Genomic DNA, 26,231 nt, shown 5'->3' with positions numbered 1-26,231 from the left:
ATGTCATCTAACCCGCAACGACAATGGCTATGACCCTTACCCAGGTTTGGGGTGCCTTTTTAATATTCGTGCTGTCTCCGATAGTGGGCGGGTTGCCCCTAACGGGGTGGTCGACTCGGCTGATCTCGGGAAAACGGCTGCGGCGAGTGGGCACGGGCAATGTCGGCGTGTCGGCTGCTTTTTACCACGGTGGTAAAGTGGCAGGCATTGTGGCGGTCTTACTGGAGGCGGCCAAGGGCATTGGGGTCGTGCTACTGGCGCGGCACTACTTCCCAGCAGACCCGGTGTGGGAACTTATTGCTCTGATTGGGCTGGTGATGGGTCGCTACTGGTTTGCCAAGGGAGCGGGCACTACCAACGTGGTGTGGGGCGTCGCAGCCTATGACTGGCCGACGGCACTGCTAACGTTTATGCTCAGCGGGCTGGGGTTTACCATCTTTCGCGAGCGGCGTCAGGGTCGCCTGCTGTCGCTGGTGTTGCTGCCGCTGATCACCGCTCTGCGCCACTCAGATGGAGAGCTGGTATTGGCGATGTCTTGCCTAAGCGGGCTGATCGCTTGGATTTATCAAAAGCTACCTGACGATCTCGATTTGCCTGACGACGAAGGACGATTGGAGTCTCGCACCATGTTTCGGTTTTTTCGCGGCGATCGCGCCCTTGTTGCCCTCGATCGCGCCCTTGACCCCACCAAGTTTGGCCACAAAGCGGCCACCTTGGGCCAGCTAACAGCCTGGGGTTACCCGGTGCCACGCGGCTATGTGCTGCCCGCCGGGGATGATCCGACTGCGCTACTGGCGATCGCGGAGCCCTCCCCCACCCAGCCCCTCGCCGTCCGCTCCTCGGCCCAGGACGAAGACACGGGCACGGCCTCGGCGGCGGGAGTGTATCAATCATTTCTGAATATCACTGACCAGGAGGCGCTGGCGGCGGCGATCGTGCGGGTGTTCTCGTCCTACAGCGCACCTCAAGCAAAGGCCTATCGGCAGAGCAAGGGTTTACCCGAGCAGGGGCTGGCGGTAATCGTGCAGCAGCAGGTGCAGGGGCAGTTTTCGGGGGTGGCCTTTAGCCGTGACCCCATTGCTCGCTGCGGCGATGCGGTGGTGATCGAAGCGTTACCTGGCGGGGCCGACCAGGTGGTGGGAGGTCAGGTGACGCCCGAACAGTATCGGGTGCTGGTGCAGCCCGACGATGTGCCCCCCCTGGCAGCGATCGCTGAGGCCGATTGGCAGCTCTCCGACGCGCTGACGCTGACGGTAGAGGGCCAAGGCCAGACACCCTCGCGGCTGCTTCAGCAGGTGGCCTACCTGGCCCGCCACCTGGAGAGCCGCTACCAGGGCATTCCCCAAGACCTTGAGTGGAGTTACGACGGCAACACCCTATGGCTGTTGCAGAGTCGCCCCATCACTACATTGCAACCGCTCTGGACGCGCAAGATTGCCGCTGAGGTCATCCCTGGCACGATTCGTCCGCTGACCTGGTCGATCAATCGGCCTTTGACCTGCGGCGTGTGGGGCGAGATTTTTACGGTGGTGTTGGGCGATCGCGCCCGTGGGCTCGACTTCGAAGCCACCGCTACGCTGCACCACGCCCACGCTTACTTCAACGCCACCCTGCTGGGAGACATCTTCCGCCGCATGGGTCTGCCGGCCGAAAGCTTGGAGTTTTTAACACGCGGAGCTAAGTTTAGCCGCCCTCCCCTCGGCTCCACGCTGCGGAATATGCCCGGTCTGGTGCGCCTGCTGCGCCGTGAACTCAAGCTGGAGCAGCAGTTTGCCCAGGAGAATCGCGATCGCTTCGCCCCAGCCCTGCAAGCCTTAGCCGAGACTCCCAGGGATGCCCTCACGCCCCAGGAATTGCTCGACCGAGTAGACACCATTCTCGATCTGCTGAAGCGGGTCACTTACTACAACATCCTCGGCCCGCTCAGCTTTGCCCTGCGCCGCGCCCTGCTCAAGGTGCCGGAAGAAAGCCTCAACCCCATGCAAAATGACGAGATTGCAGCCTTGGAAGCGTTGCGGGCGATCGCCCAAGACATTCGCCAAACGCTCTCGAAGCCCGAGCTAGCCCGCATTACCGACAGCTCGTCGCTGATGACGGCCTTAGCCGAAAGCACCGACGGCGAATCGTTGCTCAAGGCTATGGGGCAGTTTATTGAGCAATATGGCTACCTCAGCCCCGTGGGAACCGACATTGCCGTGGCTACCTGGCAAGAAAGCCCTGGCCCAGTGCGTGAACTGCTAGCCCAGTTCGTACGGCAGCCGCCACCTCCCAAATCTGCCGCCTCCCAAGGCAAAGCCACTACCGTCCAACGCCGCCTAGATCTAAAGGGGCAGGTGAACACCCTCTACAACCGGCTGCTGGCCGAGCTGCGCTGGAGCATTCTAGCCCTGGCCACCCAGTGGCAAACGCAGGGGCATTTGCAGGAGCGGGACGACATTTTCTTGCTCACCCTGGAGGAAATTCAGGAGCTGGTGGGGAATGGAACGCCCAACTGGAGAGCGGTGCAGGAGCGGGTTGGCGATCGCAAAGCCCAGTACGAGCGAGACAAGAAGATGCCCGCCGTTCCCTACCTAGTGTTTGGCAACGAGCCCCCCAGCCGCCAGCTTCCCCTGATGCCGACAGCTACCGTGCAGCAAAAGCTCACTGGCATTGGCGCCAGTGCCGGCACCGTTGCGGGTCCAGTGCTGGTAGTGACCCAGCTTGAAGCCGTAGCTGCCGCCAATGGACCCTTCATTCTGGTGGTGCCCTACACCGATGCTGGCTGGGCACCCCTGCTGGCCCGCGCCCAGGGATTGATTGCCGAGGTGGGGGGTCGTCTCTCCCACGGGGCAATCATCGCCCGCGAATACGGCATCCCCGCCGTTATGGATGTAACCAACGCCACCCAGCGGCTGCACACTGACCAGTGGGTACGAATAAATGGCGAAACCGGCGTTGTCGAGGTGCTAGAACCACCCACAAACAGTCTGGCCTTAGAAGCCGGTAACGAATAGAGCGATGGATTGAGCTCAACTCTGGACTCCACAACCCCAATTCAACGCAAGGGAGGTCTGTAGGTGCAAACGGTGTTTGCCCTGTTCAATTAGGAGCAGATAGGAGCAGAGCAACAAAGTTCGCCCCTAGCTTGGCTATAGAGTCAAGCCCTACTAGCCCCTCCGGTGACTCTAGAGAAAAAGCTTGGCAAATTAGTACAATTGCACTATCTTTATGAATGCAATTGTACTATTGCAGGCCCCAGCAACTCGGTTTTTGCAGCTATGGATGGTCGTTTTGACAGGGCGCAAGCCTTGGGTTGGATTGTTGCGCTTAGCGTTGGCATTGGCACGATGACAGAACTCACTCGATCAACTCCCCAAGTGATTGCCGAAGAGCAGATTGCCGCGGAGACAGCCCCTGCTAACCCCTGGCTAGGATCATCTTTTCCCCTAGAAAATTTTTCGCGCTACACGTCACCCTTTGGCTACCGTCAACACCCTATGGGCGGGCACCGCTTTCACTACGGGCTAGACCTGGCCGCTCCCATGGGCAGCTATATTCGCAGCTGGTGGGAGGGCAAAATAGTCGAAGTGCACGACCACACCGCCTGCGGCACCGCCGCTATCATTCAATCCGGCTCGTGGACTCACATCTACTGCCATATGCAGGGCAGCATTGTGATTGAAAAAGAAGGCGGCCGGGTACTGGTCGATCGCGACGGCGGCATCGAGATTCGCCAGGGGCAAATGGTGACTGCAGGCCAGCGCATTGGTCGCGTGGGCATGACCGGCAGCACTACTGGCCCACACCTGCACTGGGGCCTCAAGTATGAGGGAGCTTGGGTTGACCCAGCTCTGGTGCTCAGAGCAACTTTTGACTATCAGCAGGCCTCACAGACGGCGCAGGCCATAGATTAACCCCTGGCAAACCTGGGTGAGAAAATCTAGATCCAGCGTCTCCAACGTATCGGTAGGCTGGTGGTAGTGAGGGTTGCGCAGGTATGCGGTGTCGGTGACCAAGATAGCCGGGTAGCCCAAATCCCAAAAGGGAACGTGGTCGCTGCGGCGAGTGTCGGGCACGGCCTTTCCTTGGTTCACAACGGGTAGCCACTGGCTACGCACCCCGGCGGTGCGAAAACCCCACCACAGCCCCATCATGGTTAGCACGCTCTGCCAGGGGCCGATTTGGGCAATGTAGTTGCCCTGGTTAGGGTAGATGCGCTCTAACCCAGATGGATAATTCTGGGAGTGGGACTGGTGACAGCAGTAGCCCAGCATTTCAAGGGATAGCATGAGTCCCAGAGGTTCACCGCCCTGGTACAGGTCAGCAACGTAGTGTCGGCTACCTACAAACCCCAATTCTTCTAGGTCAAAGGCGACTAGGCGCAGGGGAGACTTCCCTGGCTGCTCGGCAAAAGCACGGGCCAGCTCCAGCAGCACAGCAACTCCAGTGGCATTGTCATCGGCTCCGGGGGAGCCGGGCACTGAGTCGTAGTGAGCCCCAACTAAGATAGGCGGACGACGAGCATCGCGCCCTGGAAGGTTCAAAACCCAGTTGGTGTGCTGTTGACCTCGATGCTCGAAGGTGTGGCCGGAGAACTGGCCCCAGCGGGAGAACTCCTGCTGGATGTATTGCTGCACAAAAAAGTGGTTAGCAGAGGCAAAGTAGGGGTTGCGATCGCTCACCACCTGCTGCAAGTGCGCCTCTAAGCGCGATCGCAAATCCGTATCGGGCAAGGGCTTCACCTAGGCAGGCTTTTGCAGGCCCTTAGTGACGTCGGCCAAATTTTTGCGGGGCAGCAGCCGGGTTACCAGGGAAATCATTTTGTTAGTCGTTCCGTGGACGGCAATGCGCTGGCCTTTTTCCATCGCTGTGTAGGCATAGGCGGCGACTGCCGCTGAGGTGGGCAGGGTTTTGCTCGCAAATAGCTTGGCGTCTTTAATCTCAGCCCGCGTCTGAAACTCTGACTGAGTGGGGCCAGGGCAGAGGGTGGTAGCGGTGACGCCAGTACCCTCGAGTTCAGTGGCGATCGCATCGGTAAACGACAGCACGTAGGCCTTACTAGCGTAATACACCGCCATATACGGCCCCGGCAAAAACGCTGCCGTAGAGGCCACATTGAGAATGCGGCCCTGGCCCTGGGCAATCATGGCAGGCAGATACAGTCGCGTCAGGTGGGTCAGCGCCACAATGTTGAGCTGAAGCATGGCGTTTTGCTTGTCCCAATCGGCCTCGGCAAAAGCGGTCAGCGACCCAAAGCCAGCGTTGTTCACCAAAGCGTAGGGCGTTACGCCCTTGAACTGAGTCCAGTCATAGAACTGGTGGCGGGTATTGGCATCGGTGAGGTCACCTCGGTAGGTGAGCACCTGCACACCGTGGGCCTGCTGTAGCTCATCCTTAAGCTTTAGCAGGGGTTCTTCCCGACGGGCAACCAGCACCAGGTCGTGGTTATGGGCCGCGCACACTTTAGCCAGTTCATAGCCAATGCCGCTAGAAGCTCCGGTGATCAGAATTGGCTTGGCCATGGTTTGTCCCCAGAGAGTCAGCTTAGAGAGAATCGGCTTGATTCTAACGAATTGCCGCTGGGATCGCCTGACCACGCCGCGACTGAATCTCCAGGTATACCAGCAGGGCGTTGACGTCGGCAGGGTTAACGCCGCCAATGCGCGACGCTTGACCAATGGTCAGCGGTTTGACCTGATTTAGCTTTTCGCGCGCCTCTTTTGAAAGGGTGTCGATCGCCATATAGTCGAGGGTTTCGGGCAGCTTGCGGTTGGTGCTCTTGGCTACCTGGTCGATTTGGTTTTGCTGCCGTTGAATGTAGCCCGAATACTTGATGTCGATCTCGGCCCCCTCTTTTTCTTCGCGAATTAGAGACGGGTTGCCGAGGCCATAGCGCTCTAAGTCGCCGTAGTGCAGCCCCGGACGGCGCAGCAGATCGGCCAGGGTAATCGAGCCTTTGATGCGCTGGTCAGTATCCGCCGCAATTTGCTGGCCCAGCTCATCGTGCTCTTTGACCCGGGTTTCCTGCAGCCGCTCTTTTTCGGCGGCAATGTTGTCGTACTTGCGGGTGAAGATCTCCCAGCGGCGATCGTCAATTAGCCCAATCTCGCGGCCCAGGGGGGTCAGGCGCTGGTCGGCATTATCCGATCGCAGCAGCAGTCGATATTCTGAGCGCGACGTCAGCATGCGGTAGGGTTCCTGCAGATCCTTAGTGCAGAGGTCGTCGAGCAGCGTGCCAATATAGCTCTGCTCGCGGGAGAACACCAGCAGCTCTTGCCCCCGCACCAGCCGCGCCGCGTTGAGCCCAGCTACAAAGCCCTGGGCAGCAGCCTCTTCATAGCCAGTGGTACCATTCACCTGACCGGCGCAGAAAAGCCCCTCAACCCGCTTGGTCATCATGGTGGGATAGCACTGGGTGGCGGGCAGGTAGTCATACTCCACAGCGTAGGCGGGGCGCAGCATGGCGCATTGCTCTAGGCCCGGCAGGGTGCGCAGCATAGCCAGCTGAAGTTTTTCAGGCAGGCCAGTCGAAAAGCCCTGTACATAGATTTCAGGAATGTCGCGGCCCTCGGGCTCCAGAAAAATCTGGTGGCTCTCCTTGTCGGCAAAGCGCACAATTTTGTCTTCGATGCTAGGGCAGTAGCGAGGCCCTTTCGAATCGACCCAACCGCCGTAGATCGGCGACAGGTGCAGGTTTTCTTGAATGAGCCGGTGGGTAGCGGCAGTGGTGCGGGTGAGGTGGCAGGGCATTTGCTCACGCTCAACCCAGGCCTCGGGGTCAAAGCTAAACCAGCGCACGTCGTCATCGCCGGGCTGGGGTTCGAGCACGTCGAAGTTGATCGAACGGCGATCGACCCGCGCTGGGGTGCCGGTTTTGAGCCGCCCCGTTTCGAACCCGAGGCGGTTGAGGGTGTCAGTCAGGCCGGTGGCAGCGAACTCCCCAGCCCGGCCTGCTGCCATTGATTTGTCACCAATCCAAATTGTGCCGCCCAAAAAGGTGCCGGTAGTGAGAATGACAGCCTTGCATTTGAAGGCCACACCAAAGTAGGTTTCGACCCCCACCACCTCGTCGTTGGGGCCAAGTACCAGATCCGTCACCATGCCCTCGCGAATCACCAGGTTCTCCTGGTTTTCGACGATGGTTTTCATCACGTTGGCATATTCGCGCTTATCGGTCTGGGCCCGCAGCGCCCACACGGCAGGGCCACGGGAGTTATTGAGTACGCGCTTTTGTAAGTAGGTGCGATCGGCCATTTTGCCAATTTCGCCCCCTAAAGCATCGACTTCGTGGGTGAGCTGCGATTTGGCCGGGCCGCCCACGGCGGGGTTGCAGGGCTGCCAGGCAATTTTGTCGAGGTTGAGGGTAATCATCAGCGTGCGACAGCCCAGGCGCGCCGAGGCTAAGGCCGCCTCACAGCCCGAGTGGCCACCACCAACGACGACCACATCATATTCATCGAGAAAGTCGGCAACACCTGGGGCGATCATGCAGTCTGGACAAAATAGTACTCACGGACTTCTAGTTTAGCGGGTTGCCGGTGGGTCTTTGGGTTTATGTCAAGCCTGAGAGGATGCTCTTAATAGCAGCTACTAAACCATCTATTTCTGACTCCAGCGTGAGGTAGTGGGTGCAGGCGCGGACGCAGTTGGGCGCTTGCAGGGTGCGGAGAAAAATATTCTGGCCCTCCAGCTCATCCACCAATCGCTTGTGCCAGGCTGGGGAAGGTTCGCCATTTTCTAAAATCCAAAAGGAAACTAGGCCAGAATCCGGTGGGGTTTGCCGCACCGGGCGAAGGTAGGGCAGCTCTTGCAGCTGCAACCACAGCCGCTGGCTGAGTTCCACCAGACGTTGGTAGCGTTGGGCTGCGGTGCCCCACTCGGCCTGATGGGCGATCGCCGCCCTTACCCCCGCCAGCAGCGGATAGTTTGAGGTCGCCACCTCGTAGCGCTGCCCGTTGGGCTTCCAGCCGGTGGGGTTGGCGGCAGCATCGGTAGTAATGCCGCGCCAGCCAATAAATGTGGGAGCAATCTGCGCCATCGCCTCGGGGCGCACGTAGAGCCCGCCTAGGCCGGCGGGGCCGCACCACCACTTGTGACCGGTAAAGGCGTAAAAATCGACCCCAAAAGCGGGCAGATCCAGCGGCAGAGCACCGACGGACTGGGCCGCATCCACTAGCACTAGCACCGGGTTGGGGCAATCGCGGCAGACTTCAACGATGCGCTCCAGGGGCAAGACCTGGCCGGTATTCCACAAAATATGGCTAATTACCAGCAGCCGAGTGTTGGGTTGCAGGTGATCAGCCACGACTGCGGCTGGGTCACCGCCATTCACGGTTTCGAGTAGGGGGCAGAGGCTGTAGGTGACACCGAAGCGACGGCAAATTTCCTGCACGGCGGCGATCACGCCGGGGTGCTCGCAGTCTGACAGCAACATGTGATCCCCAGTATTCCAGGCGATGCCCCAGAGGGGAATGTTGCAGCCGACGGTGACATCTTCGGTAAGGGTGATGGTGTCGGCAGTGGTGCCCAGTTCAGCGGCGATCGCCGCCCGGGTTTGGGCTGCCTCGGCCATGATCCACTGGTTGGTTGCCCCCGAGAATGGCCCCATTTCCTGGATCCGCTGGTGGGCCTGAAAAATAGCGTCTAGGGTAGCTTGAGCCATCGGCCCCTGCCCACCATAGTTGAAGTACTGCTTACCCCTCAGGGCCGGGAACTGCTGGCGGTGGAGAGCGAGGCGATCGAGCACAGCGGCAGAAGAATCCATCACGGTTAGGGGATTAAAGGCATCTTTTCAACCCTATACCACCCAGCCCAACCCTGGGGGCAGCCTCAGTCCATTCTCAAACGACCTAAACCGTGCCCCGCTTCCCCGGAAGCCGCTGTAGGGTATAACATGCTTAGAATAAGAAACCGTGGGATTGAGCCCAACCCAGTGGTCAGCTATGGGAAGTGATTGGCAGCAGTGGAGCGATGATACTCAGCAATGGCTGTCGCAGCACTGCGGCGTGGCCATGCCCGTCGGCACTCTAAGCGGTTCTGCTGCAGCTTTGGTGCATCCGCAACAGCAGCCCCTTTCTTTGTTCTCTAACACCTGCCCTATAACTCGCTTTGTCTGTTAGCCACCCCTTGCCACCGCGTTCAAGTTCAGGGGGTGGCTCGCAAAGCCCCCTGAGCCTTCCCGCTGAGACGACAACGCCTAAACCCTTGATTCAATGGCTCACCGACGATGTGCTGTTTCATTACCAGCGCTGTAGTCGGCGGGCCTTTTTAGATCTGTATGGCGATCGCACTCAGCAAACCTTCCCCTCTGACTACCTGCTCAAGCTGCGCCAAGACAGCTTCTCTCACCGTGAGCGAGTGCTTGAAGATTACTATCCCCTCTACCGACCCGAGTTTCCATCGGGCGACTGGGCTGCTGGGGCAAAAGCCACTTTAGATTTGATGGCCGAGGGCGTTGAGGCCATTCGCCAGGGGGTATTGGCGGCTCCCTCGGCCATGGATGGGGTGCAGTTGGTGAGCCAGCCCGACCTGCTGATCAAGCGGCCCGGCTGGTCGTGCTGGGGCGATTGGGTCTATGTGCCTGTAGATATCAAGTTGGGCAAAAAGCCAAAGCTCGACTATCAGGTGGTCGCGGCTTACCATGCCTACGTGCTCTCGCGGGTGCAGGGGGTGTGGCCTGACACCAGTTGCCTATCCCTGCGCGGTGGGCAAACCTACCACATCGACCTGGCGCGGCTGGTACCTAAGCTGCAAATGGTGCTCAACGATTGCCTTAGGGATCTGCGCAGTACAGCTACGCCTGAGCTGTTTATTTCCCACAGCCGCTGCGATCTCTGCCACTGGTTCAACCATTGCTACACCGAGGCCAGAGCAACCCGCCATCTATCGCTGCTGCCGGGGGTCACCCCTGCCCGCTACGAATTGCTGAAGCAGCATCACCTCACCACCGTTGCCGCCCTGGCCCTGGCCAGTCCTGCCCACCTTGCTCCCCTGCCTGGCTTTGGTGAACAAGTGGCCGAAAAGTTAGTTCACCAGGCCCAGGCCCTGATCGACAACCGCGCTATTCCGCGCAGCGCCCCCCACGCTCCCCATGGGTTCCCGCTGTGGCCCGAAGATTTACCCGAGGGCGAAGTCGAGCTGTACTTCGATATCGAGGCCGCCCCCGATCAGAACCTGATCTATCTCCACGGAGTACTGGTGGTTAACCACCGTACGGGCGACACTAACTTCCACGCCCTGCTAGCCGAAAACCAGCATCAGGAGCGCCGCGCCTGGAACGATTTTCTCGATTTGGTGCACACCTATCCCTACGCGCCGATCTACCACTTCTGTCCTTACGAGGCCCAGGCAGTTCGCAAGCTGGGGCAGCTCTACGGCACTCCCCACCGTCGCATTGAGACGCTGCTCGATCGCTTCTTTGACATTCACAAGTGCATCACCGATGGCGTCACTCTGCCCATCGAGAGCTATGCCCTCAAGCACATTGCCCGCTGGATGGGCTTTGACTGGCGCGACGAGGGAGCCAACGGAGCTCAGTCAATTTGCTGGTACAACGCCTGGACCGAAACTGGCGATCGCACCTACTTGGATGCGATCCTGCGCTACAACGAAGACGACTGCCGGGCCACCTACCACATCAAAGACTGGCTAGTCAAATTCGCCGAACCCTACTGGGATCAGCTCTACCAAACCATCGGCTAAGCAGTCCGTCTTCCAGTGCCTAGGAGACAACCACGCTGTAGCGGCCAAAAATCTTGGCTAGCTCTGGTACAGCGCTCTCCACGTCGCCTTTCACCGACTTGCGCAGCTTGGTATACGACGATCGCACCACCCCATTGTCGGTCTTGGCAATGCGGCGATCGGTCACTCCCAAAATGACATCGGCAGCTCGCACCTGGTTCTGAGTCAGGTAGGCCACTGGATCACCCGCCTGCTCGCCCTCGGTCCACATAGGTTCTAGGGAGGCCACCACCTCGGGCAACATCCGCCCAATGGCCCCAGGAATGTAGCCTGAGTTCATCCCCTTGACGACTCCGTAGGTGGTTTTCAGGGCCATGCCCCCAAAACCACCCTTAGAGGCCACCTGGTTATCGATAAGGGAGGCACAGTCAGCCACCACCTGGGCCTTCACAGCCTTGTCACTTAAAATATCGCTTAACCCCATAGCGCTCAAAATCTCAGTAAAAGGTTTTGTACTGGTCTCATCTTCTATAGCTCTAAGGCTAGATCAGCATTCCCTGGGTAAGATTCGAGATTGCTTAACACATCGATAAACTTTGCAGGGCAACCCTTGTCGCTGGCCCGCTTGCTCAGTAACGTCTTCTAGTGTGAAGCTGTCTACTCAAGAGCCGCCAGATCGACAACCCAGGTCTGCCCGTCTAGAGAGACGCGATCGCCGGTTATCAGCTTGCGCCCCCGCCGGGTTTCGACCTCACCATTGACGCTCACCTCGCCGTCTTGAATCATCAGCTTGGCCTGTCCCCCCGTAGAAACCACCTGCATTTGCTTCAAGAACTGGTCGAGTTTGATGTAATCCATACTGGGCATAGGGCTATCAGAAGAATGGCGTGAAAGAGCAATAGAAAGTCTTCAACTCTAGAGGCTAAACCGCCCCTTACACTCAAGTAAGAGTGTTTATATCACTGCTGCCAGTGAAGGGGCTCGAAGTTGACCAATCACCAACTCCTGCAAGAACTTAGACAAAAGCAACAGCAGCTTGAGCAATTTCGCTGCGCCGCCAGCGCGTCGCTCCAGGCGCTGTTAGACCAGTATGACTGGGGGGTTATTACTGGCGCCGGGCATGGGGGCTTGCCCCTACTCACCCTGCGGTTTGACCATCGCATCGCCCTCGACGACCCCTGTTTACTGGCCTTGGCAGAAGAGGCAGAGCAAACCTGGGGACCCATAGACTTTGCCCTCTTCTCCGGTGAATCGCAAGATCCCGTGCGAGTGCTGAGTCGCACGCTACTCGATCAGCGCTGGCGCTGGCGGCAATCTAGTCACTAGTCTCTGTCTTGCCTGGCTACTCGCACCCTGGCTATTTGACCTCAATAGCTCAGCTTTAGTGCGTTGACAGGCACCTCATCCCACGACTCAACGGTGCGTATTTGGGCGACCCAGCCAGCGGCTCGTTGCTCCTCAGACAGGTTGTCCAAAAACGACTGGTAGCAGTCCTGCGCCTGGGCTTCGTCGCTGCAGGCAATGCACGAGTAAATGATCCCTGACGGATCAATCTGTTCGTTGACCCAAATCATGTTCGGTTGTGCCTCTAGACGTCTATTAGCCGACTCTAGCACTTGAAACCTCTGTTTTTGAGGCAGATCTTAGGAAGCAGCTACCTGGGGAGTGCCGACGCTGGCCACGGTTTGGCGCAGCTCTGCGATCGCCTGCAATTGGTAATCGTTAACTTCCTGAAGCTTGGTAACTGCCCCAGTTAGGTTCTCTAAAGACTGCCTTAGCCCATTGACGCTTTCCTGCGCCGGGTTAAGCAGCTCTTCACAGACCGCTAGCTTGCCCATCAAGCCCACTAGATCTTGCTGCTGCCGCCGCAGATCTGCCTCAAACGCCTCCACCTCAGAGCGGTGGGTAGTCAGGGCCGACTCAGCAGATTCAATCTCTCTCTTGAGCTGGCTAATGCCGTCCTGGAGCTTCTTGACCTCAGTTTCTAGAGCCTGAATCGTATCTGTCGTATGCTGGCGCTGAATATCAATGGTGTTGAGCAAAGGCTCTAGATCGACAGCACTAACCTGCGTTTCTTCCACTGTTAGGCCCTGGCGTCGTCGCAGCACCGCCTGATGCTGACTTAACACTTCTTCACGCTCCAGCAGGTTGCGCCGCTGGCCCACCAGGGTCTCGTTAAGCATTTGGTAGCGATCCTGCTCCTCTTCAATCTCGGTCTCTAGCTGAAGGCGCTCAAACTCACTGGCCTGCTCAATCTTGAGCTGAATCTCATCAATGGCCTGCTGCTCTAGGGTCAGCTCCTCTTCCTGATCGGAGACAAAGCGAGACATTTTCTCCAGATCTTTTTCCAGATCACCCACCATGGTTTGGAGATGGTCTAAATCCATTGCCTCCAAAGCGGCCACATCGACCTTTTTGCTCAGCCGCACCTTATCAGTAGTGTTGAGCAGGTCGTAGATTTTCTGGTGCAGGTTCGCCTGGGCTTGCAGGGTATCCGTTAGAGTTTGAATCTGCTCCTGCTGGGTTTTAACCATCTGCTGACGCAGCTTTAGCTCTTCGCGCTTGGCCATCAGCGCGGCTTCGGCCTGACGCCAGTCGGCCCAGCGCTGATTGAGCTGGCTAGCCTGCTGATCTAGCTCCTGCTGGCGCTGTTCCAAGCCCGGGCGCTGGTCTTCGAGTGCTTGTCGATAGTCGCCCAGCAGTCCCTGATGGTAGTTCAGCCCATCGGTGGCATGGGTGAGCGGATCTCGCAGTGCTTCAACGGGCATCACGGCTTCGGTAAGACGGTTGAGAGCACCCTGCAGGTTGGCCACCTGGTCTGGGTCGAGGCCAGCGGCTGAACTACCCTCAGCCCGCTGCTCTTCCAGGCGGCGCATTTCACCATTGAGGTGGGCCCAAGCTCCTTCGAGATCCTGATTTTTTCGAGTGAGTTCTTCCTGCTGTTGCTCAAGGCTTTGGCGCAGCTGATCTAGCTCTTGCCGCTGGGCATCTAGCTGTTCAAGATCGGCTTCGGCCTGCTCGACCTGCTCCTGGCGGGTTTCTAGCTCTAGCTCACGGCGGTTGAGTTCCTGACTTTGAAAGGTAAGTGACTGCTTCCACTGCTCGATCTCTTCTTCCTGGGTCTTTGACTTTTTGCTCAGGTTAGAGAAATTTTGCAGAATGGTGGTCAGCGATCGCCCCGCCTCATAATGACGCTGGATTTGGCGGTTATTGCTGACCTCCACCATTACTAGGGCACCAGCGTTGTAAGAGGCGTCGTCGGGGGCCACTAGGGTCTCGTCCCCGGTCACGGCGCTCCAGCTATTTTCGCTACGCTGACAGGCAAGTAGCTTAAACTCAGGCTTGCCGCTGCCAATAAACCCGGTCTTTTTCTGGACTTCTGCTAGGTACAGCACGCTGGTGGTCCTCGTGGCTTAGAACGTTAATGTTAAGGAAATAAATCTGATGCAGTAATTTTAAGAGCCTTGCATCGTAGGTCGAGAGCGAGGTGGCACGGGGCTGCCTGTATTATGATGAACGATTTGGTGGCTGCGTCAATGCGTCCTGATGCACTATCTAGCTAGCTCTAGATTAGCTCAGAGCCCCAATTTCCACGCATCCCATCTATCACCAAAGCTACCGTCTATCGTAGTTGTAATTTTGCTTACCCATAAACCCTATCGCAAACCTTTTGAGTCAGGGTAAAGTTCAAGCCCCTGCAGCCAGAAAAACTGCGATCGCACCACAGCAGCGACAACGTAACTGCTATGAACCGCATCAGCCTCGACTGACGGCTAGAGCTGATTCTACTTATCCATGGGGATGCTACCGCTGATGCCAAAGCTAATGGGAATCTTAGCTAATTTTGGCTCGGTAAAATCGGCATATTGGGTAAGCGATCACAGCCGGTCAGCATCTCCAGCTGGAAGCACACTTTTAGAGTTCCCAAAAATTCTTCCACCGAGCAGAGCACCGTGACCTTACCACGCAGCATCTCTAGCGAAGCGCCGTATACTGAGAACAGACCGGAGAATACCGGTTCCCAGCCCCTTCCATCCTGAACTAACGCGATTGCCCTCCTAAAACTAAACACTTCAGCATAGCGGCACGGCCCTCTAGCAGGGCAATCGTTATGGCAAGAGGATCAAAGGGTACGATTGGGTTTCTAGTTGGGGCATGCTGAATTCAGCCCCCGACCTTCCTGGCCTGGCTAATCAGGTGCTGTTCCCATCTTGGGTTGCCTCATGCAGGGTTACTTGTCAGAAATCGATATTCGCAGCATCCTGCAGCTCATCGAGCTGGGGCAGCGCACCGGCGAACTGTACCTAGAAAGCTATAGCAGCACTAACAACCAGTCTTCTAATCAATCCTTCGACGGTGGGCTGACGGCGACTGATTCTCGCTCCTGGATTGTATTTTTAGCCAACGGGCAGCTCGTTTACGCCGGCACCACCGACAACAAGCTCGATCGCCTGCGTGACCATCTGCATCGCTACGGCATCGACCAGTCGCTGCCCGACCCTAGCACTACCGCCGCGATCGCAGCCTTTAACTCCCTCGAGTACGGCACCCTGTGGGCTTTACTCGAGCAGCACTTGATCACCCCCGACCAAGGCCGCACCATTCTAAGCCACATGGTGCACGAGACCCTTTTTGACCTGCTGAGCCTTCACCACGGAGCCTTTGTGTTCCAGCTCAGCTCAGCCCTTAGTCCCCAGCTGATGACCCACACCATCAGTGACCTAGTCACAGGCATCACCCAGCAAATTCAAACCTGGCATCAGCTGCACCCCCATTTGCAATCACCCGACCAGTGCCCCATTCTGCTAGCTCCCGAAGCCTTTCAGGCCAGCGTGTCCAACCAGGTCTACCGGCGCATGGTTACCTGGATGGACGGCAAAACTTCTATTCGCCGCATTGCCCGCTACCTTAGTCGCGATCTGCTCAGCGTCGCTCGCAGCCTAGTCCCCGCACTGCAACAGGGACAAATTAGCCTAGTCTACGGTCCTGCTGAGGTAGACCTAGCCCCTCAGAACCAACGGCCTGGGCCCGATCGCCTACCCCGTATTGTCTGCGTCGACGACAGCACCACCGTTCGTCAGGCCGTAGAACGCATTCTCGCTGGGCAAGGCTATGAGGCCACCTCCATTGGCAACCCCCTCAAAGCTTTGGGCTTGCTGTTTCAGCTGCAACCCAACCTAATTCTTTGCGACATCACCATGCCCGAGCTCGATGGGTACGAGCTATGCGCCATGCTTAGACACTCCAGCGCCTTTCGCCAAACTCCCATTGTCATGCTCACCGGCAAGGATGGCTTCTTAGACCGAGTTAAAGCCAGAATGGTCGGCGCAACTGACTACCTGACTAAGCCCTTTGGCCCTGGCGAGCTGCTAGCACTGGTAGAAAAGTATGCTGGCCCTGGCGACATCAACCGGCCCCGTCCTGACACCCTGTTAGCCGAAGCCATCGAAGACGAATTCGACGTCGACTTTAGCAAGGCCCCCATGCCCAATTAACATTCCTTAGCTTAAAAAGGGTTTTTAGATCAATTTCAACAGGATTCGCCATAATCTAAACAACCCGGTTGATTAATTTATCTAAACCGACAGCATAGTCTGCGTTTGAGGGTACGTTAGAGTCACAGGTTTGGAGTCCTTAACGGCTGCTTTAAACGTGGTCAATCTGTGACTTAAGCCTCGACCAGCGGTAGCACAGCGTCACTGACGGTTTACGTCTGGCCATTTAGCTGGCCTTTTTTGAATCAACCTATGAGTACAGTTCTGGTGGTAGAAGATAGTATTCCTCAACGGGAGATGATTACCGAGCTATTAAGGGGTATTGGCCTCAGCGTTACCGTAGCCAGCGATGGCATGGAAGCCCTCGAGCAAATTCAGAGCCACCGCCCAGACATGGTTGTGCTCGACATTGTCATGCCTCGGATGAACGGGTACGAGCTCTGTCGCCGCATTAAAGCCGATCCCTCTACCCAAAACTTGCCGGTGGTAATGTGCTCTTCTAAGGGTGAAGAATTCGATCGCTACTGGGGCATGAAACAGGGGGCAGACGCTTACATTGCCAAGCCGTTTCAACCTACCGAACTGGTTGGCACAGTCAAGCAGCTGCTGAGGGGGTAGAACTCAAGCGTGAAGCAACAGAGGGTAACGTAACAACAAGCTTATGGTAGGTAATCCTGACTTTCTCACCCAGACTGGGCAAGACCAAGATCCAGAGTTGCAAGAGCTGGAAACGCCTGATGGCGAGCTATTTTTGCGCTTCTTTGTGACTCCCGAAGATGAATTCGCGCTGCCCGCCACCGGCATTCGTCGCATTATCGAGCAGCCCCCCGATCGCATCACTCCCATACCCAATGTGTCGAACCTGCTGTTGGGTACCCTCAACGAGCAGGGACGGGTGGTGTGGGTCGCTGATCTGGGTCAGTTTCTTGGGTATTCATCGGTACTAAACACCGATCGCCCAGAGATTTCGGTCATCGCCATTGAAGATCAGGGAACTATGCTAGGCTTGGCCGTTAATCGAATTGTGGGCACCCGCTGGCTCAACCCTGACAAGACCCGGGTGTCAGATAATAGCCCGGATACAATGGCTCCATTTTTGCGCGGTGAATGGATCATTGACGCTGAGGAAAACAAAACCCTTAGGCTGCTTGACCACGTTGCTGTTATTCGTTCAGCTCGCTGGGCCACCTAGGCTTAGCCCCATCCTTAACCCCCTTAGGACATTTGCACCGGCAGGAGAAGACCATGGCTTCAGGCATCGATTACTCTCAAGCCTATCAAAAAGCAGAACGAGCCTACGTACAGGGCAACTACTCGGAGGCTGCGGCAGTTATCGATCAGCTAGCCGACGATTACCCCGACGATCCCAGCGTGCTGCTACTGCGGGGCCATATCTACTGCTACGGCCTACAGCGATATGACGTAGCTGCGGCCCAGTACAGTGCCGTACTCGATCTCACCTCAGAGCCCGAATACGTCGACTATGCCAGCAACGGTCTCGACTATGCCAGTCAGTTTGCTGCGGAGGCATCCTCCGGCACGGCTATGGATTACGAAACCGATGCCGGAGATACTTTCTTCGACGCTGGTGCTTCAATGTCGATGGGTTTAGAGAGCAGCGTTAGAGCCAATGGTGCTCCTGGGCTGTCAGATAGCCAGCTCGACCTCGGCGACTTTAGCCTTGAGGACGACATGCCCAGTTCGATCGCCAATGTCGGGTTTAGCGATACCTACCTGGCCGATCCCTTTACGACCGACGATCCCTTTGCTACCGATCCTGACGACAGGGCTAACCTTAGTTTTGGCACTGACTCCGGCAGTGGCTGGGCTGAGGACCAAGAGAGCCTAGACGACATCACCTTTGATGACGATGCCTCTTTTGATTCCCTTGAGGTGGGCAATGGCGATGACCCCTTTAGCGGGGCCACCGAGGCTCAGAGAGGCGATCTTTATAGTGATATGGAGTTGGCCTCCCAAAGCTTTGACCAGAGTTGGCCCCCCGCTGATGACGGCGGCGACGACATGACGGTTTTTGCCCCTGAGCCCGATCTCCTGATCGACGACCTCGACACCGCTGGCGATAGCGCCGATCTCGACTACAACGGCTACGCCGCCAATGGATACATGCCTGACCTAGACGACAGCACCCAGCCCAGCAGCAACGTTGACTTTTTAGACGAATTTAGCGACTTTGACGACCTGGGTAACCTACCTGACTTTGAGCTATCAGACAGTTCCGCTGGGTTTACTACACCCTCAGTGGGCACCTCAGGGCTGACTTCAACTGACGATAGTGGCTTTAGCGGAGGCACTTCCGCCTTTGACCTCAGCGATATGAACGATCAGGCGGTGATCAGCGACGATGACATTTTTAGCATTGCGGGTGCTAGCGATAGCCTGCCTGTGTTTACCCAAACCGATAGCCACGATGTGGAAGCGGTAACCACTGAGCAAGACTGGTTGGGCTTTTTAGACAATGCTCCCCTGCCGACTAAAGAGCTGATCGTTGCTATTGCTGCCGGCGTTGCCTCGGCCCTAGCGGTAGGCGTCATTAATTTTGCCGCTTCGACCCTACAGCCAGAGCGATCGATGCCCAAGGCCGTGCACGCGGCCATGGCCTTAGCGGGTGGAGTAGCCGGGTTTGGCTCAGCCCTAGTGGTTGGACGGTTGGCCCACCGCCAGGTAGGCCGCAGTGTTGACGACCTACAGCAGCAGTTTGACACGGTGATTAGGGGCAACTTGTCGGCCCGGGCCACGGTGTTTACCGAAGACGAGTTTGGTCGCCTAGCCAGCAGCTTTAACAAAATGTCGCGGGTGATTTTGACCACTACTAGTGAAGCCCAGCGCAAGGCCCAGGAGCAAGAGCAGGCTAAGGAAGACCTCCAGCGCCAGGTGATTCGTCTGCTAGACGACGTGGAAGGGGCGGCCCGGGGCGACTTGACCGTGCAGGCAGAGGTAACTGCTGACGTGCTTGGCGCCGTAGCCGACTCCTTTAACCTGACCATTCAAAACCTGCGGGAGATTGTAGAACAGGTGAGTGTAGCCGCTCGCCAGGTGAGCAAGGGGTCTACGGAAAACGAGATTTTTGCCCGCAGCCTATCGGCAGACGCCCTGCGCCAGGCCGAGGAACTCGCGGTGACGCTGAACTCGGTGCAGGTGATGACTGACTCGATTCAGCGGGTGGCCGAAAGCGCTCGCGAGGCCGAGGAAGTAGCTCGTACCGCATCATCTACTGCCCTTAAAGGGGGTGAGTCGGTGGAGCGCACCGTAGCAGGTATTCTCGAGATTCGCGAAACGGTGGCCGAGACGACCCGTAAGGTGAAGCGTCTGGCGGAGTCTTCCCAGGAAATTTCGAAGATTGTGGCGTTAATTTCGCAGATTGCCTCCCGCACCAACTTACTGGCGCTCAACGCTAGTATTGAAGCGGCAAGGGCTGGGGAAGCGGGTCGGGGCTTTGCTATTGTGGCTGACGAGGTGCGGCAGCTGGCTGACCGGGCCGCCAAAGCCTCTAAAGAGATTGAGCAGATCGTGCTGCAAATTCAAAGTGAGACGGGCGGGGTGATGACCGCTATGGAAGAGGGCACCCAGCAGGTGATTGAGGGCACCCGATTGGCAGAGCAGGCGAAGCGATCGCTAGAAGACATCATTCAAGTGTCAAACCGCATTGACGTGCTGGTGCGATCGATTACCGCTGACACCGTAGAGCAGACCGAAACCTCCCGCGCCGTGGCCCAGGTCATGCAATCAGTAGAACTTACCGCCCAGGAAACTTCCCAGGAGGCCCAACGGGTGTCAGGTTCGCTGCAAAATCTGGTGGGGGTTGCCCGCGATCTGCTGACTTCAGTGGAGCGCTTTAAAGTGAATAAATCAGACAGCTAGGTGCAGTTAGTCAACGGGAGTGAGCCGGACACGGTCGAAAAGCATTCAGAGGGGAATTGACATGTCGCCTGAAGATCAAAAACGCATCTTGGGGTACTTCATTGAAGAAGCCAAGGATCATCTCAACACCATCGAGCAGGGTTTGCTGAACCTAGCGGACACCCTCAACGACTCGGAGATGATGAACGAGGTGTTTCGGGCGGCCCACTCGGTGAAAGGCGGGGCGGCCATGCTGGGGCTGAACAGTATTCAGCGCACCAGTCATCGCATGGAAGACTTCTTTAAAGTCATGAAAGAGTCGCCGATGCGTCCCGATCGTGACTTAGAAACCATGCTGCTGCAAATTTTCGATGGGCTGCAAGAGCAGCTAGAGCAGCTGCAAAGCCCCTTTGGCTTGACCAACGACCAAGCTCAGGAAATTATGGCTCCTCTGGAGCCCATTTTTGTACAGGCTGAAGCTCACCTCGACGCTCTAATAGCCGCCGCCCCAGCGGCTGTCCCCGCCGCCACGCCGCCGCGCTCTACCATGGTAGCGGCAGCACCTCACCCCGAGACCAGCGCCCTCCAGCTTGTGTTTCGCAGCGATGTTCCGGCGCTGTTGCGCGATATGCTGGCCACCTTCAAGCAGCCCGACAATAGCACGTCTCGCCAGGCACTCAGCCGGCTCTGCCAGCGCATGCACAGCGTGGGCGAACAGTTTGAGCTGGCTCAGTGGTGCAGTCTGACCCAGGTGGTTGAGCGGGCGATCGCAAATCCTGACCAGACTTACCGCACCCTAGCGCCAGTGGTGATCAAAGACCTCAAGCAGGCTCAGGATCAGGTGCTAGCCGGAGGCATTAACCAAGTAGCCGCTTCCAGAACGCTGCAAGACCTGCTCCCCGTTTCAGCCGAGCCCGAGTTGGGTAGCGACGACTCTACCCTTGATGCCTTGCTGGCCGAAGCGCTTAACGACAATTCTGATGGGCCTGACCTAGCTGATTTGTTTGCGGCTGCGGAGGAAAGCAACGCCGACGATCTGGCTCTAGCCGACACCGAAAACTGGCTCGAAGACCTGACCCTAGACAGCGCCGACAATGTGACCGAAACCGGTTTAGAGTCGGTCTTTGGCCAATTTGACACGCCGCTGCCCACCGAACCCGTCATGCCCCAGGGAACAGCCGGCAATGTGGGTCCAGAGGTAGGAACAGCAGAACTCAACAGTCTGGCCGACCTGTTTGAGGGTGCCCCCGCGAGCCTAACCGACATCTGGGAAGAGGATTTCTCAGAGGTCTCCCTGGATGATTTAGACCTAGACGCTGACGTTACCGCCAATAACGACAACTCTGAGTTTGCCGATTTGTTTGCTACCGAGGCGACCGCTGGCGAACCTGACACCGCTGAAAACCCTGCCATTGACGATATGGCCAGCTTGTTTGGATACGACCTCGATGCCGGCACAGGAGCCGAACCCGCTGCGGGGAGCGAGCCCAATTCAAGCACAGATCCTGGCGATTCTGTGGCCGACTTGCTCACCGAAGATGCGGCATCAGAGTCTACGGTGGTCGCCGAAGCCGCCGTAGACCCCCTGGCGGATTTTCTCGACGATGAGATCAACTTTGGCACAGAGGAAATGGCCGACGCACCTCTAGATGATTTCTTTGATATAGGCGAGTCTGCTGAGGCAAGTGCGGCCAGTGCTGATAGCAATGAGGTTGATAGCTTCTTTGATTCGCTCCACGATGACGATTTCATCGACGATGACGATGCCCACACCATGCCTGAGCTGCACCTAGAGCTTGATTTGGATAGCTCAAGCGGTGATGATGATAGCTTCAGCGCTAACGACAATGGGTTATTTAGCGGTGGCTCGTCGCGTCTGTTCACTCCAGACAATCACATTCCCAACGCAGACGCGGCAGAGGCAGAGGCGGCAAATCTTTTCGGGGAGGCCGACGCCCTACTAGATGACCCATTTGGGGAGCTGAACCTCACCGACAGTGCTTTTGACCTCGCGTTTGATGACGCCCCTGACGAAGCCATCGTGGAGCCTGAGCTGGCTGCAACCGAGGCCGACGCCAGTTTTGACATTCCCACCAATGATGGCGATGGGGCTGAGCTAACCGTCACCTCTTTTGAGGATGGGGGGTGGCCCGAGACATCGGCAGAGGAAGCAAGTTTTGCCGATTTGGAAAGCTTACTAGATGAGCCTGTCTTTGAAGCTGACCTGTTTGCTGACTCAAATGGTTCTTTGAACGGCGAGCTGAGCCTGTCCAACGATGCCTTCGATGGTTTTGAGGGAGATGCCTACAACGGCAACGGTTACACCGAGGCTACCCCTACGCCCGCCCGCCGAAGTCTCGATGACGATGGTGGGGATGACGACAGCTTCGATGATTTAGAGGCCCTGCTTGGGGAGGAGTTCCCAGTTATCGATACAGTGGCTCCAGGTCAGCCAGATAATGGGCTACCAGCCGCCAGCCCCAGCTTTGATAGCAGCGACGATGAGTTTGGCGATCTTGAGAAGCTGTTGGAAGAAGCCGATCAGCTCGGCGGGTCAGCCCCAAGCTTAGGAACTCGGCGGACCGCATCGATGCAGGCAGCAAGGCGATCGCCCCGCCGAGCCGCCAACACCACCGACCAAACCATGCGCGTTTCGGTGGGTCACCTCGACACCCTCAGCAACCTAGTAGGGGAACTGGTGGTCAACCGCAACTCCCTAGAGCAAGACCAAGAACGCCTGCGGCAGTTTCTCGATAACCTGCTGCACCAGGTCTCGCAGCTCAACGACGTTGGGCAGCGCATGCGCGATTTATACGAGCGATCGCTGCTAGAAAGCTCGCTAATTGCCAACCGTCAAGCCTTTGCCCTAGGGGTTTCATCCTCTGACCGAGGCGGCGGTCACGCCACCGGGGCCACCTTTGACGCCCTCGAAATGGACCGCTTCACCGGCTTCCACACTCTCTCCCAGGAGATGATTGAGCTGATTGTGCGAGTGCGGGAAGCCTCGTCGGACATTGAGTTCACCATTGACTCCACCGACCAGATTGCCCGCCAGTTTCGTCAGGTTACCACCCAGCTGCAAGAGGGTCTCAATAAGGCGCGCATGGTGCCCTTCGGTCAAACCGCGGAGCGCCTGCCTCGTGCCGTGCGTGATATTTCTTTGAAGTGCGGCAAAGAGGCCCAGCTGGTGGTCGAAGGGCGTGACACCCTGATCGACAAAATGATTCTAGAGCGCCTCTACGACCCAATGACCCACCTGGTCAACAATGCCATTACCCACGGCATTGAGTCGCCCGAAGAGCGCTTGGCCACGGGCAAGGGACGAGAAGGAACCATTACTGTGCGGGCCTTTTACCAGGGCAACCAAACGGTCATCTACATCGCCGACAACGGCGGCGGCATCAATCCAGCGGTGGTCAAGGCTAAGGCCCTCAAGCAGGGGCTCATTACCCCCGCCGAGGCCCAAACCATGACCGAGATCGAGGTCTACGATCTGCTGTTTTTACCGGGCTTTAGCACCCGTGATCAGGCCGACGACTTTTCTGGACGCGGCGTGGGTATGGATGTGGTGCGCACCGCCCTATCCGACATTCGCGGCTCGATCACCGTCGAGTCTGAGGTGGGCAAAGGCACCAGCTTTACCATCCGCCTGCCGCTCACCCTGAGCATCACCAAGGCCCTGAGCTGCGTCAACAACCAGGCCCGCATCGCCTTCCCGATGGATGGGGTTGAGGATATGTTCGACGTGCCCAAGGAGCGCATTCAAACCGACGCCCAGGGTCACGCCTGCATTCTCTGGCGCGACACGCTGCTGCCCTTCCGGCCCCTCAGCGATCTGCTGCGCTTCAACCGCAGTTTGGGTCGGGGTCGGGTCTACGGTGGCCCTCAGGATGAGGACGTGGTTTCTATGGTGGTGTTGCGCAGCGCCAGCACCTTTATTGCGCTCCAAGTTGACCAGGTGATTGGCGAACAGGAGATTGTGATCAAACAGCTGGAAGGGCCAGTGCCTAAGCCCATTGGCATTGCTGGTGCCACGGTGCTAGGTGACGGGCGTGTCATGCCGATCGCCGACGTGCTGGAGCTGATTGATCTGGCCAGCGGTCGTCTGCGGCGCGATGCTTCAACCTCGCTGTGGGCGCAGACGGCGGATGAAGAACCGGTTGAGACCGTCGTCCACACTGACCCAACGGTGCTAATTGTGGATGACTCGATTACGGTGCGTGAACTGTTGTCGATGAGCTTCAACAAGATCGGCTACCGGGTCGAACAGGCCCGCGACGGCCAGGAAGCCTGGGAGAAACTGCGCTCTGGCCTGCCCTGTGACCTAGTCTTCTGTGACATCGAAATGCCCCGCATGGATGGTCTAGAGCTGCTCTCTCGCATGCAGAAAGACAGCGCCCTAAGCCAGGTTCCCACCGCTATGCTGACCTCTCGAGGGGCCGATCGCCACCGGCAGATGGCCGTTGATCTAGGGGCTAAAGGCTACTTTACCAAGCCCTACCTAGAGGAAATGCTGCTGGATGCGGCCAAGCGCATGCTCAAAGGTGAGAACATGATTCCTCGAAAGATGTCTGACGAGCCTGAAACCTAAGGGCTAACAACCGCCAGTCGCAGGAAGGGCGAATGACGGAGGAATTCATTGTCGGAGTGCTCATCGGTATGGTCGAGCCCCTAACGGGGGACGATCGCACTGTTGGGCGACGGCAGTTCAGGTTAGGATCACAGACATCTTGAGCAGTGTGGGCCATGACTGTAGCAGAGCGATCGCGCATTGACTGGGCACCGATTATTGACGCCTTTAGCGCCGCGCTCGGGAGCGATCGCGTGGTGCGCCGCAAAGAAGAAATTTTGGTCTACGAGTGCGACGGACTGACGAGCTATCGCCAGCGACCCGCCGTGGTAGTGCTGCCCAAAACCACCGAGCAGGTGGCAGCGGCGGTCAAGATCTGCGATCGCTTTCAGGTGCCCTTTGTGGCGCGGGGGGCGGGCACTGGCCTCTCAGGCGGGGCACTGCCCATCGAAGACTCGGTGCTGATCGTCACTGCCACCATGAACCAGATTCTCTCGGTGAATCTAGACAATCAGCAAGTAGTCGTGCAGCCGGGGGTGATCAACAATTGGGTCACCCAGGCCGTGAGCGGAGCGGGCTTTTATTACGCTCCTGACCCCTCTAGCCAGTCGGTATGCTCGGTGGGGGGCAACGTGGCCGAAAACTCGGGCGGGGTGCACTGTCTTAAGTACGGAGTGACCACTAACCATGTGCTGGGTCTCAAGGTGGTGCTGCCCACGGGCGACATCGTCAACCTCGGCGGCGAGGTTGACGAAACCCCTGGCTACGATTTGTGCGGGCTATTCGTGGGCTCTGAAGGCACCCTGGGCATTGCCACCGAAATTACCCTGCGCATTCTTAAAGCGCCCCGGTCGATCCAGGTGTTGCTGGCTGACTTTACCTCGGTGGAGGCAGCGGGAGAAGCGGTGTCGGCGATTACCAGCGCGGGCATTATCCCCGCTGGGATGGAGATGATGGACAACTTCAGCCTCAACGCCGTGGAAGACGTGGTGGCCACCAACTGCTACCCCCGCGATGCGGCGGCGATCTTGCTGATTGAGATCGATGGATTGCCGACGGAGGTGACGGCTACGGGCGATCGCATTGCTGACCTCTGCCGCCAGAATGGGGCTCGGACTATCACCATCGCCACCGATGCTGAAGAGCGACTGCGACTGTGGAAGGGGCGCAAGGCCGCCTTTGCCGCTATGGGCAAACTCAGCCCCGACTACTATGTGCAGGATGGCGTCATTCCCCGCACCCAGCTGCCCTACGTGCTAAAAGAAATTGAGGCTTTGGGCAACAAGCACGGCTATCGAGTGGCCAACGTTTTTCACGCGGGCGATGGTAACCTACACCCGCTGATTCTCTACAACAACGCTATCCCTGGCCAGCTAGAGCAGGTGGAAGATCTGGGCGGCGACATTCTCAAGCTGTGCGTGCGCGTGGGTGGCAGCATCTCGGGCGAACACGGCATTGGGGCCGACAAGCGCTGCTACATGCCCGATATGTTTTCGCCAGCGGACTTGGAGACAATGGGCTGGGTACGCCAGGCTCTCGACCCCGAGATGTTGGCCAACCCCACCAAGCTATTACCCTCCCCCCGCACTTGCGGTGAAGCGGCTCACAGCATAGCGGCCGTGACCCTGCCCAATGTGGAGCGCTTTTAG

General features: G+C 57.7%; 19 protein-coding genes. 11 read left to right on the top strand and 8 right to left on the bottom strand.

Going from position 1 to position 26,231, the window contains the following annotated elements; all coding sequences use genetic code 11:
- Positions 1–23: 23 nt before the first annotated feature.
- Both NC979_RS12285 and NC979_RS12280 read left to right on the top strand, forming a co-directional pair.
- Positions 24–2,993, top strand: coding sequence for a glycerol-3-phosphate acyltransferase (locus tag NC979_RS12285; RefSeq protein WP_242024123.1), 2,970 nt, complete (start codon positions 24–26; stop codon positions 2,991–2,993).
- Between the two features lie 264 nt (positions 2,994–3,257).
- Entirely contained in the window at positions 3,258–3,893 is a 636-nt protein-coding gene (locus NC979_RS12280) for a M23 family metallopeptidase (RefSeq protein ID WP_190521708.1), read from the top strand.
- Here NC979_RS12280 and NC979_RS12275 read toward each other — a convergent pair.
- The 4 genes from NC979_RS12275 to NC979_RS12260 all read right to left on the bottom strand — a co-directional run bounded on the left by NC979_RS12275 (position 3,867) and on the right by NC979_RS12260 (position 8,743).
- Positions 3,867–4,712 carry a M28 family peptidase gene (locus tag NC979_RS12275; protein ID WP_190521706.1) on the bottom strand — a complete coding sequence of 282 codons (846 nt, stop codon included), beginning with the start codon at positions 4,710–4,712 and terminating at the stop codon, positions 3,867–3,869. The two genes, NC979_RS12280 and NC979_RS12275, sit on opposite strands and share 27 nt — an antisense overlap.
- Positions 4,713–4,721: 9 nt before the next feature.
- Positions 4,722–5,501, bottom strand: a complete 780-nt coding sequence (locus tag NC979_RS12270; RefSeq protein WP_190521704.1) for an SDR family NAD(P)-dependent oxidoreductase — start codon at positions 5,499–5,501, stop codon at positions 4,722–4,724.
- Between the two features lie 43 nt (positions 5,502–5,544).
- Positions 5,545–7,467: a tRNA uridine-5-carboxymethylaminomethyl(34) synthesis enzyme MnmG gene (mnmG, locus tag NC979_RS12265; protein WP_190521702.1), complete on the bottom strand. Its 1,923-nt coding sequence runs from the start codon at positions 7,465–7,467 to the stop codon at positions 5,545–5,547.
- A gap of 64 nt (positions 7,468–7,531) precedes the next feature.
- Positions 7,532–8,743, bottom strand: a complete 1,212-nt coding sequence (locus tag NC979_RS12260) for an aminotransferase class V-fold PLP-dependent enzyme (RefSeq protein WP_190521700.1) — start codon at positions 8,741–8,743, stop codon at positions 7,532–7,534.
- Between the two features lie 178 nt (positions 8,744–8,921).
- Here NC979_RS12260 and NC979_RS12255 point away from each other — a divergent pair, with 178 nt between their 5' ends.
- Complete coding sequence (locus NC979_RS12255; RefSeq protein ID WP_190521698.1) at positions 8,922–9,098, top strand: hypothetical protein; 177 nt, start codon at positions 8,922–8,924, stop codon at positions 9,096–9,098.
- A gap of 85 nt (positions 9,099–9,183) precedes the next feature.
- Positions 9,184–10,680 carry a TM0106 family RecB-like putative nuclease gene (locus tag NC979_RS12250; RefSeq protein ID WP_206755268.1) on the top strand — a complete coding sequence of 499 codons (1,497 nt, stop codon included), beginning with the start codon at positions 9,184–9,186 and terminating at the stop codon, positions 10,678–10,680.
- 19 nt (positions 10,681–10,699) lie between these two features.
- Here the strand turns inward: NC979_RS12250 and NC979_RS12245 are convergent, their stop codons facing one another.
- Together NC979_RS12245 and NC979_RS12240 are read right to left on the bottom strand one after the other, a co-directional pair.
- The gene (locus NC979_RS12245; protein ID WP_190521696.1) at positions 10,700–11,143 is read right to left on the bottom strand and encodes a DUF6918 family protein; all 444 of its coding nucleotides are present in this window, start codon (positions 11,141–11,143) and stop codon (positions 10,700–10,702) included.
- Between the two features lie 173 nt (positions 11,144–11,316).
- The gene (locus NC979_RS12240; protein WP_190521694.1) at positions 11,317–11,526 is read right to left on the bottom strand and encodes an RNA-binding S4 domain-containing protein; all 210 of its coding nucleotides are present in this window, start codon (positions 11,524–11,526) and stop codon (positions 11,317–11,319) included.
- A gap of 120 nt (positions 11,527–11,646) precedes the next feature.
- On the opposite strand from NC979_RS12240, the gene NC979_RS12235 reads away from it, so the two are divergent.
- Positions 11,647–11,985 (top strand): hypothetical protein, encoded by a 339-nt coding sequence (locus NC979_RS12235; protein WP_190521692.1) that lies wholly within the window; start codon positions 11,647–11,649, stop codon positions 11,983–11,985.
- Positions 11,986–12,026: 41 nt separating this feature from the next.
- Here the strand turns inward: NC979_RS12235 and NC979_RS12230 are convergent, their stop codons facing one another.
- Together NC979_RS12230 and hmpF are read right to left on the bottom strand one after the other, a co-directional pair.
- Positions 12,027–12,233: a glycogen debranching protein gene (locus NC979_RS12230; RefSeq protein ID WP_190521690.1), complete on the bottom strand. Its 207-nt coding sequence runs from the start codon at positions 12,231–12,233 to the stop codon at positions 12,027–12,029.
- A gap of 69 nt (positions 12,234–12,302) precedes the next feature.
- On the bottom strand, positions 12,303–14,054 hold the full coding sequence (gene hmpF, locus NC979_RS12225) for a pilus motility taxis protein HmpF (protein WP_190521689.1): 1,752 nt from the start codon (positions 14,052–14,054) through the stop codon (positions 12,303–12,305).
- A gap of 828 nt (positions 14,055–14,882) precedes the next feature.
- Here hmpF and NC979_RS12220 point away from each other — a divergent pair.
- The 6 genes from NC979_RS12220 (at position 14,883) to glcD (ending at position 26,231) form a co-directional block, all read left to right on the top strand.
- On the top strand, positions 14,883–16,154 hold the full coding sequence (locus NC979_RS12220) for a response regulator (protein WP_190521688.1): 1,272 nt from the start codon (positions 14,883–14,885) through the stop codon (positions 16,152–16,154).
- Positions 16,155–16,406: 252 nt separating this feature from the next.
- A complete protein-coding gene (locus NC979_RS12215; protein ID WP_190521686.1) occupies positions 16,407–16,772 on the top strand; it encodes a response regulator transcription factor in 366 nt (121 codons plus the stop codon).
- Positions 16,773–16,815: 43 nt separating this feature from the next.
- Positions 16,816–17,346, top strand: a complete 531-nt coding sequence (locus tag NC979_RS12210) for a chemotaxis protein CheW (protein ID WP_190521684.1) — start codon at positions 16,816–16,818, stop codon at positions 17,344–17,346.
- A 53-nt stretch (positions 17,347–17,399) separates the two neighbouring features.
- Positions 17,400–20,033, top strand: coding sequence for a methyl-accepting chemotaxis protein (locus NC979_RS12205; RefSeq protein ID WP_190521682.1), 2,634 nt, complete (start codon positions 17,400–17,402; stop codon positions 20,031–20,033).
- Positions 20,034–20,094: 61 nt separating this feature from the next.
- Positions 20,095–24,603 carry a hybrid sensor histidine kinase/response regulator gene (locus NC979_RS12200; protein ID WP_190521680.1) on the top strand — a complete coding sequence of 1,503 codons (4,509 nt, stop codon included), beginning with the start codon at positions 20,095–20,097 and terminating at the stop codon, positions 24,601–24,603.
- A gap of 155 nt (positions 24,604–24,758) precedes the next feature.
- Positions 24,759–26,231 carry a glycolate oxidase subunit GlcD gene (gene glcD, locus NC979_RS12195; RefSeq protein ID WP_190521678.1) on the top strand — a complete coding sequence of 491 codons (1,473 nt, stop codon included), beginning with the start codon at positions 24,759–24,761 and terminating at the stop codon, positions 26,229–26,231.

Source organism: Leptolyngbya subtilissima AS-A7, from assembly GCF_039962255.1.
Taxonomy (GTDB): Bacteria; Cyanobacteriota; Cyanobacteriia; order Phormidesmidales; family Phormidesmidaceae; genus Nodosilinea.
Note: the sequence above shows the minus strand (reverse complement) of the source record. Positions and strands in the feature narration are given on the sequence as shown.

Coding starts and splice junctions, on each gene's coding strand:
- mnmG (WP_190521702.1), bottom strand. CDS start 7,467: ATGATCGCCCCAGGTGTTGCCGACTTTCTCGATGAATATGATGTGGTC.
- NC979_RS12270 (WP_190521704.1), bottom strand. CDS start 5,501: ATGGCCAAGCCAATTCTGATCACCGGAGCTTCTAGCGGCATTGGCTAT.
- NC979_RS12220 (WP_190521688.1), top strand. CDS start 14,883: ATGCAGGGTTACTTGTCAGAAATCGATATTCGCAGCATCCTGCAGCTC.
- NC979_RS12240 (WP_190521694.1), bottom strand. CDS start 11,526: ATGCCCAGTATGGATTACATCAAACTCGACCAGTTCTTGAAGCAAATG.
- NC979_RS12280 (WP_190521708.1), top strand. CDS start 3,258: ATGGATGGTCGTTTTGACAGGGCGCAAGCCTTGGGTTGGATTGTTGCG.
- NC979_RS12255 (WP_190521698.1), top strand. CDS start 8,922: ATGGGAAGTGATTGGCAGCAGTGGAGCGATGATACTCAGCAATGGCTG.
- NC979_RS12200 (WP_190521680.1), top strand. CDS start 20,095: ATGTCGCCTGAAGATCAAAAACGCATCTTGGGGTACTTCATTGAAGAA.
- NC979_RS12210 (WP_190521684.1), top strand. CDS start 16,816: ATGGTAGGTAATCCTGACTTTCTCACCCAGACTGGGCAAGACCAAGAT.
- NC979_RS12205 (WP_190521682.1), top strand. CDS start 17,400: ATGGCTTCAGGCATCGATTACTCTCAAGCCTATCAAAAAGCAGAACGA.
- NC979_RS12245 (WP_190521696.1), bottom strand. CDS start 11,143: ATGGGGTTAAGCGATATTTTAAGTGACAAGGCTGTGAAGGCCCAGGTG.
- NC979_RS12260 (WP_190521700.1), bottom strand. CDS start 8,743: ATGGATTCTTCTGCCGCTGTGCTCGATCGCCTCGCTCTCCACCGCCAG.
- glcD (WP_190521678.1), top strand. CDS start 24,759: ATGACTGTAGCAGAGCGATCGCGCATTGACTGGGCACCGATTATTGAC.
- NC979_RS12215 (WP_190521686.1), top strand. CDS start 16,407: ATGAGTACAGTTCTGGTGGTAGAAGATAGTATTCCTCAACGGGAGATG.
- NC979_RS12230 (WP_190521690.1), bottom strand. CDS start 12,233: ATGATTTGGGTCAACGAACAGATTGATCCGTCAGGGATCATTTACTCG.
- NC979_RS12285 (WP_242024123.1), top strand. CDS start 24: ATGGCTATGACCCTTACCCAGGTTTGGGGTGCCTTTTTAATATTCGTG.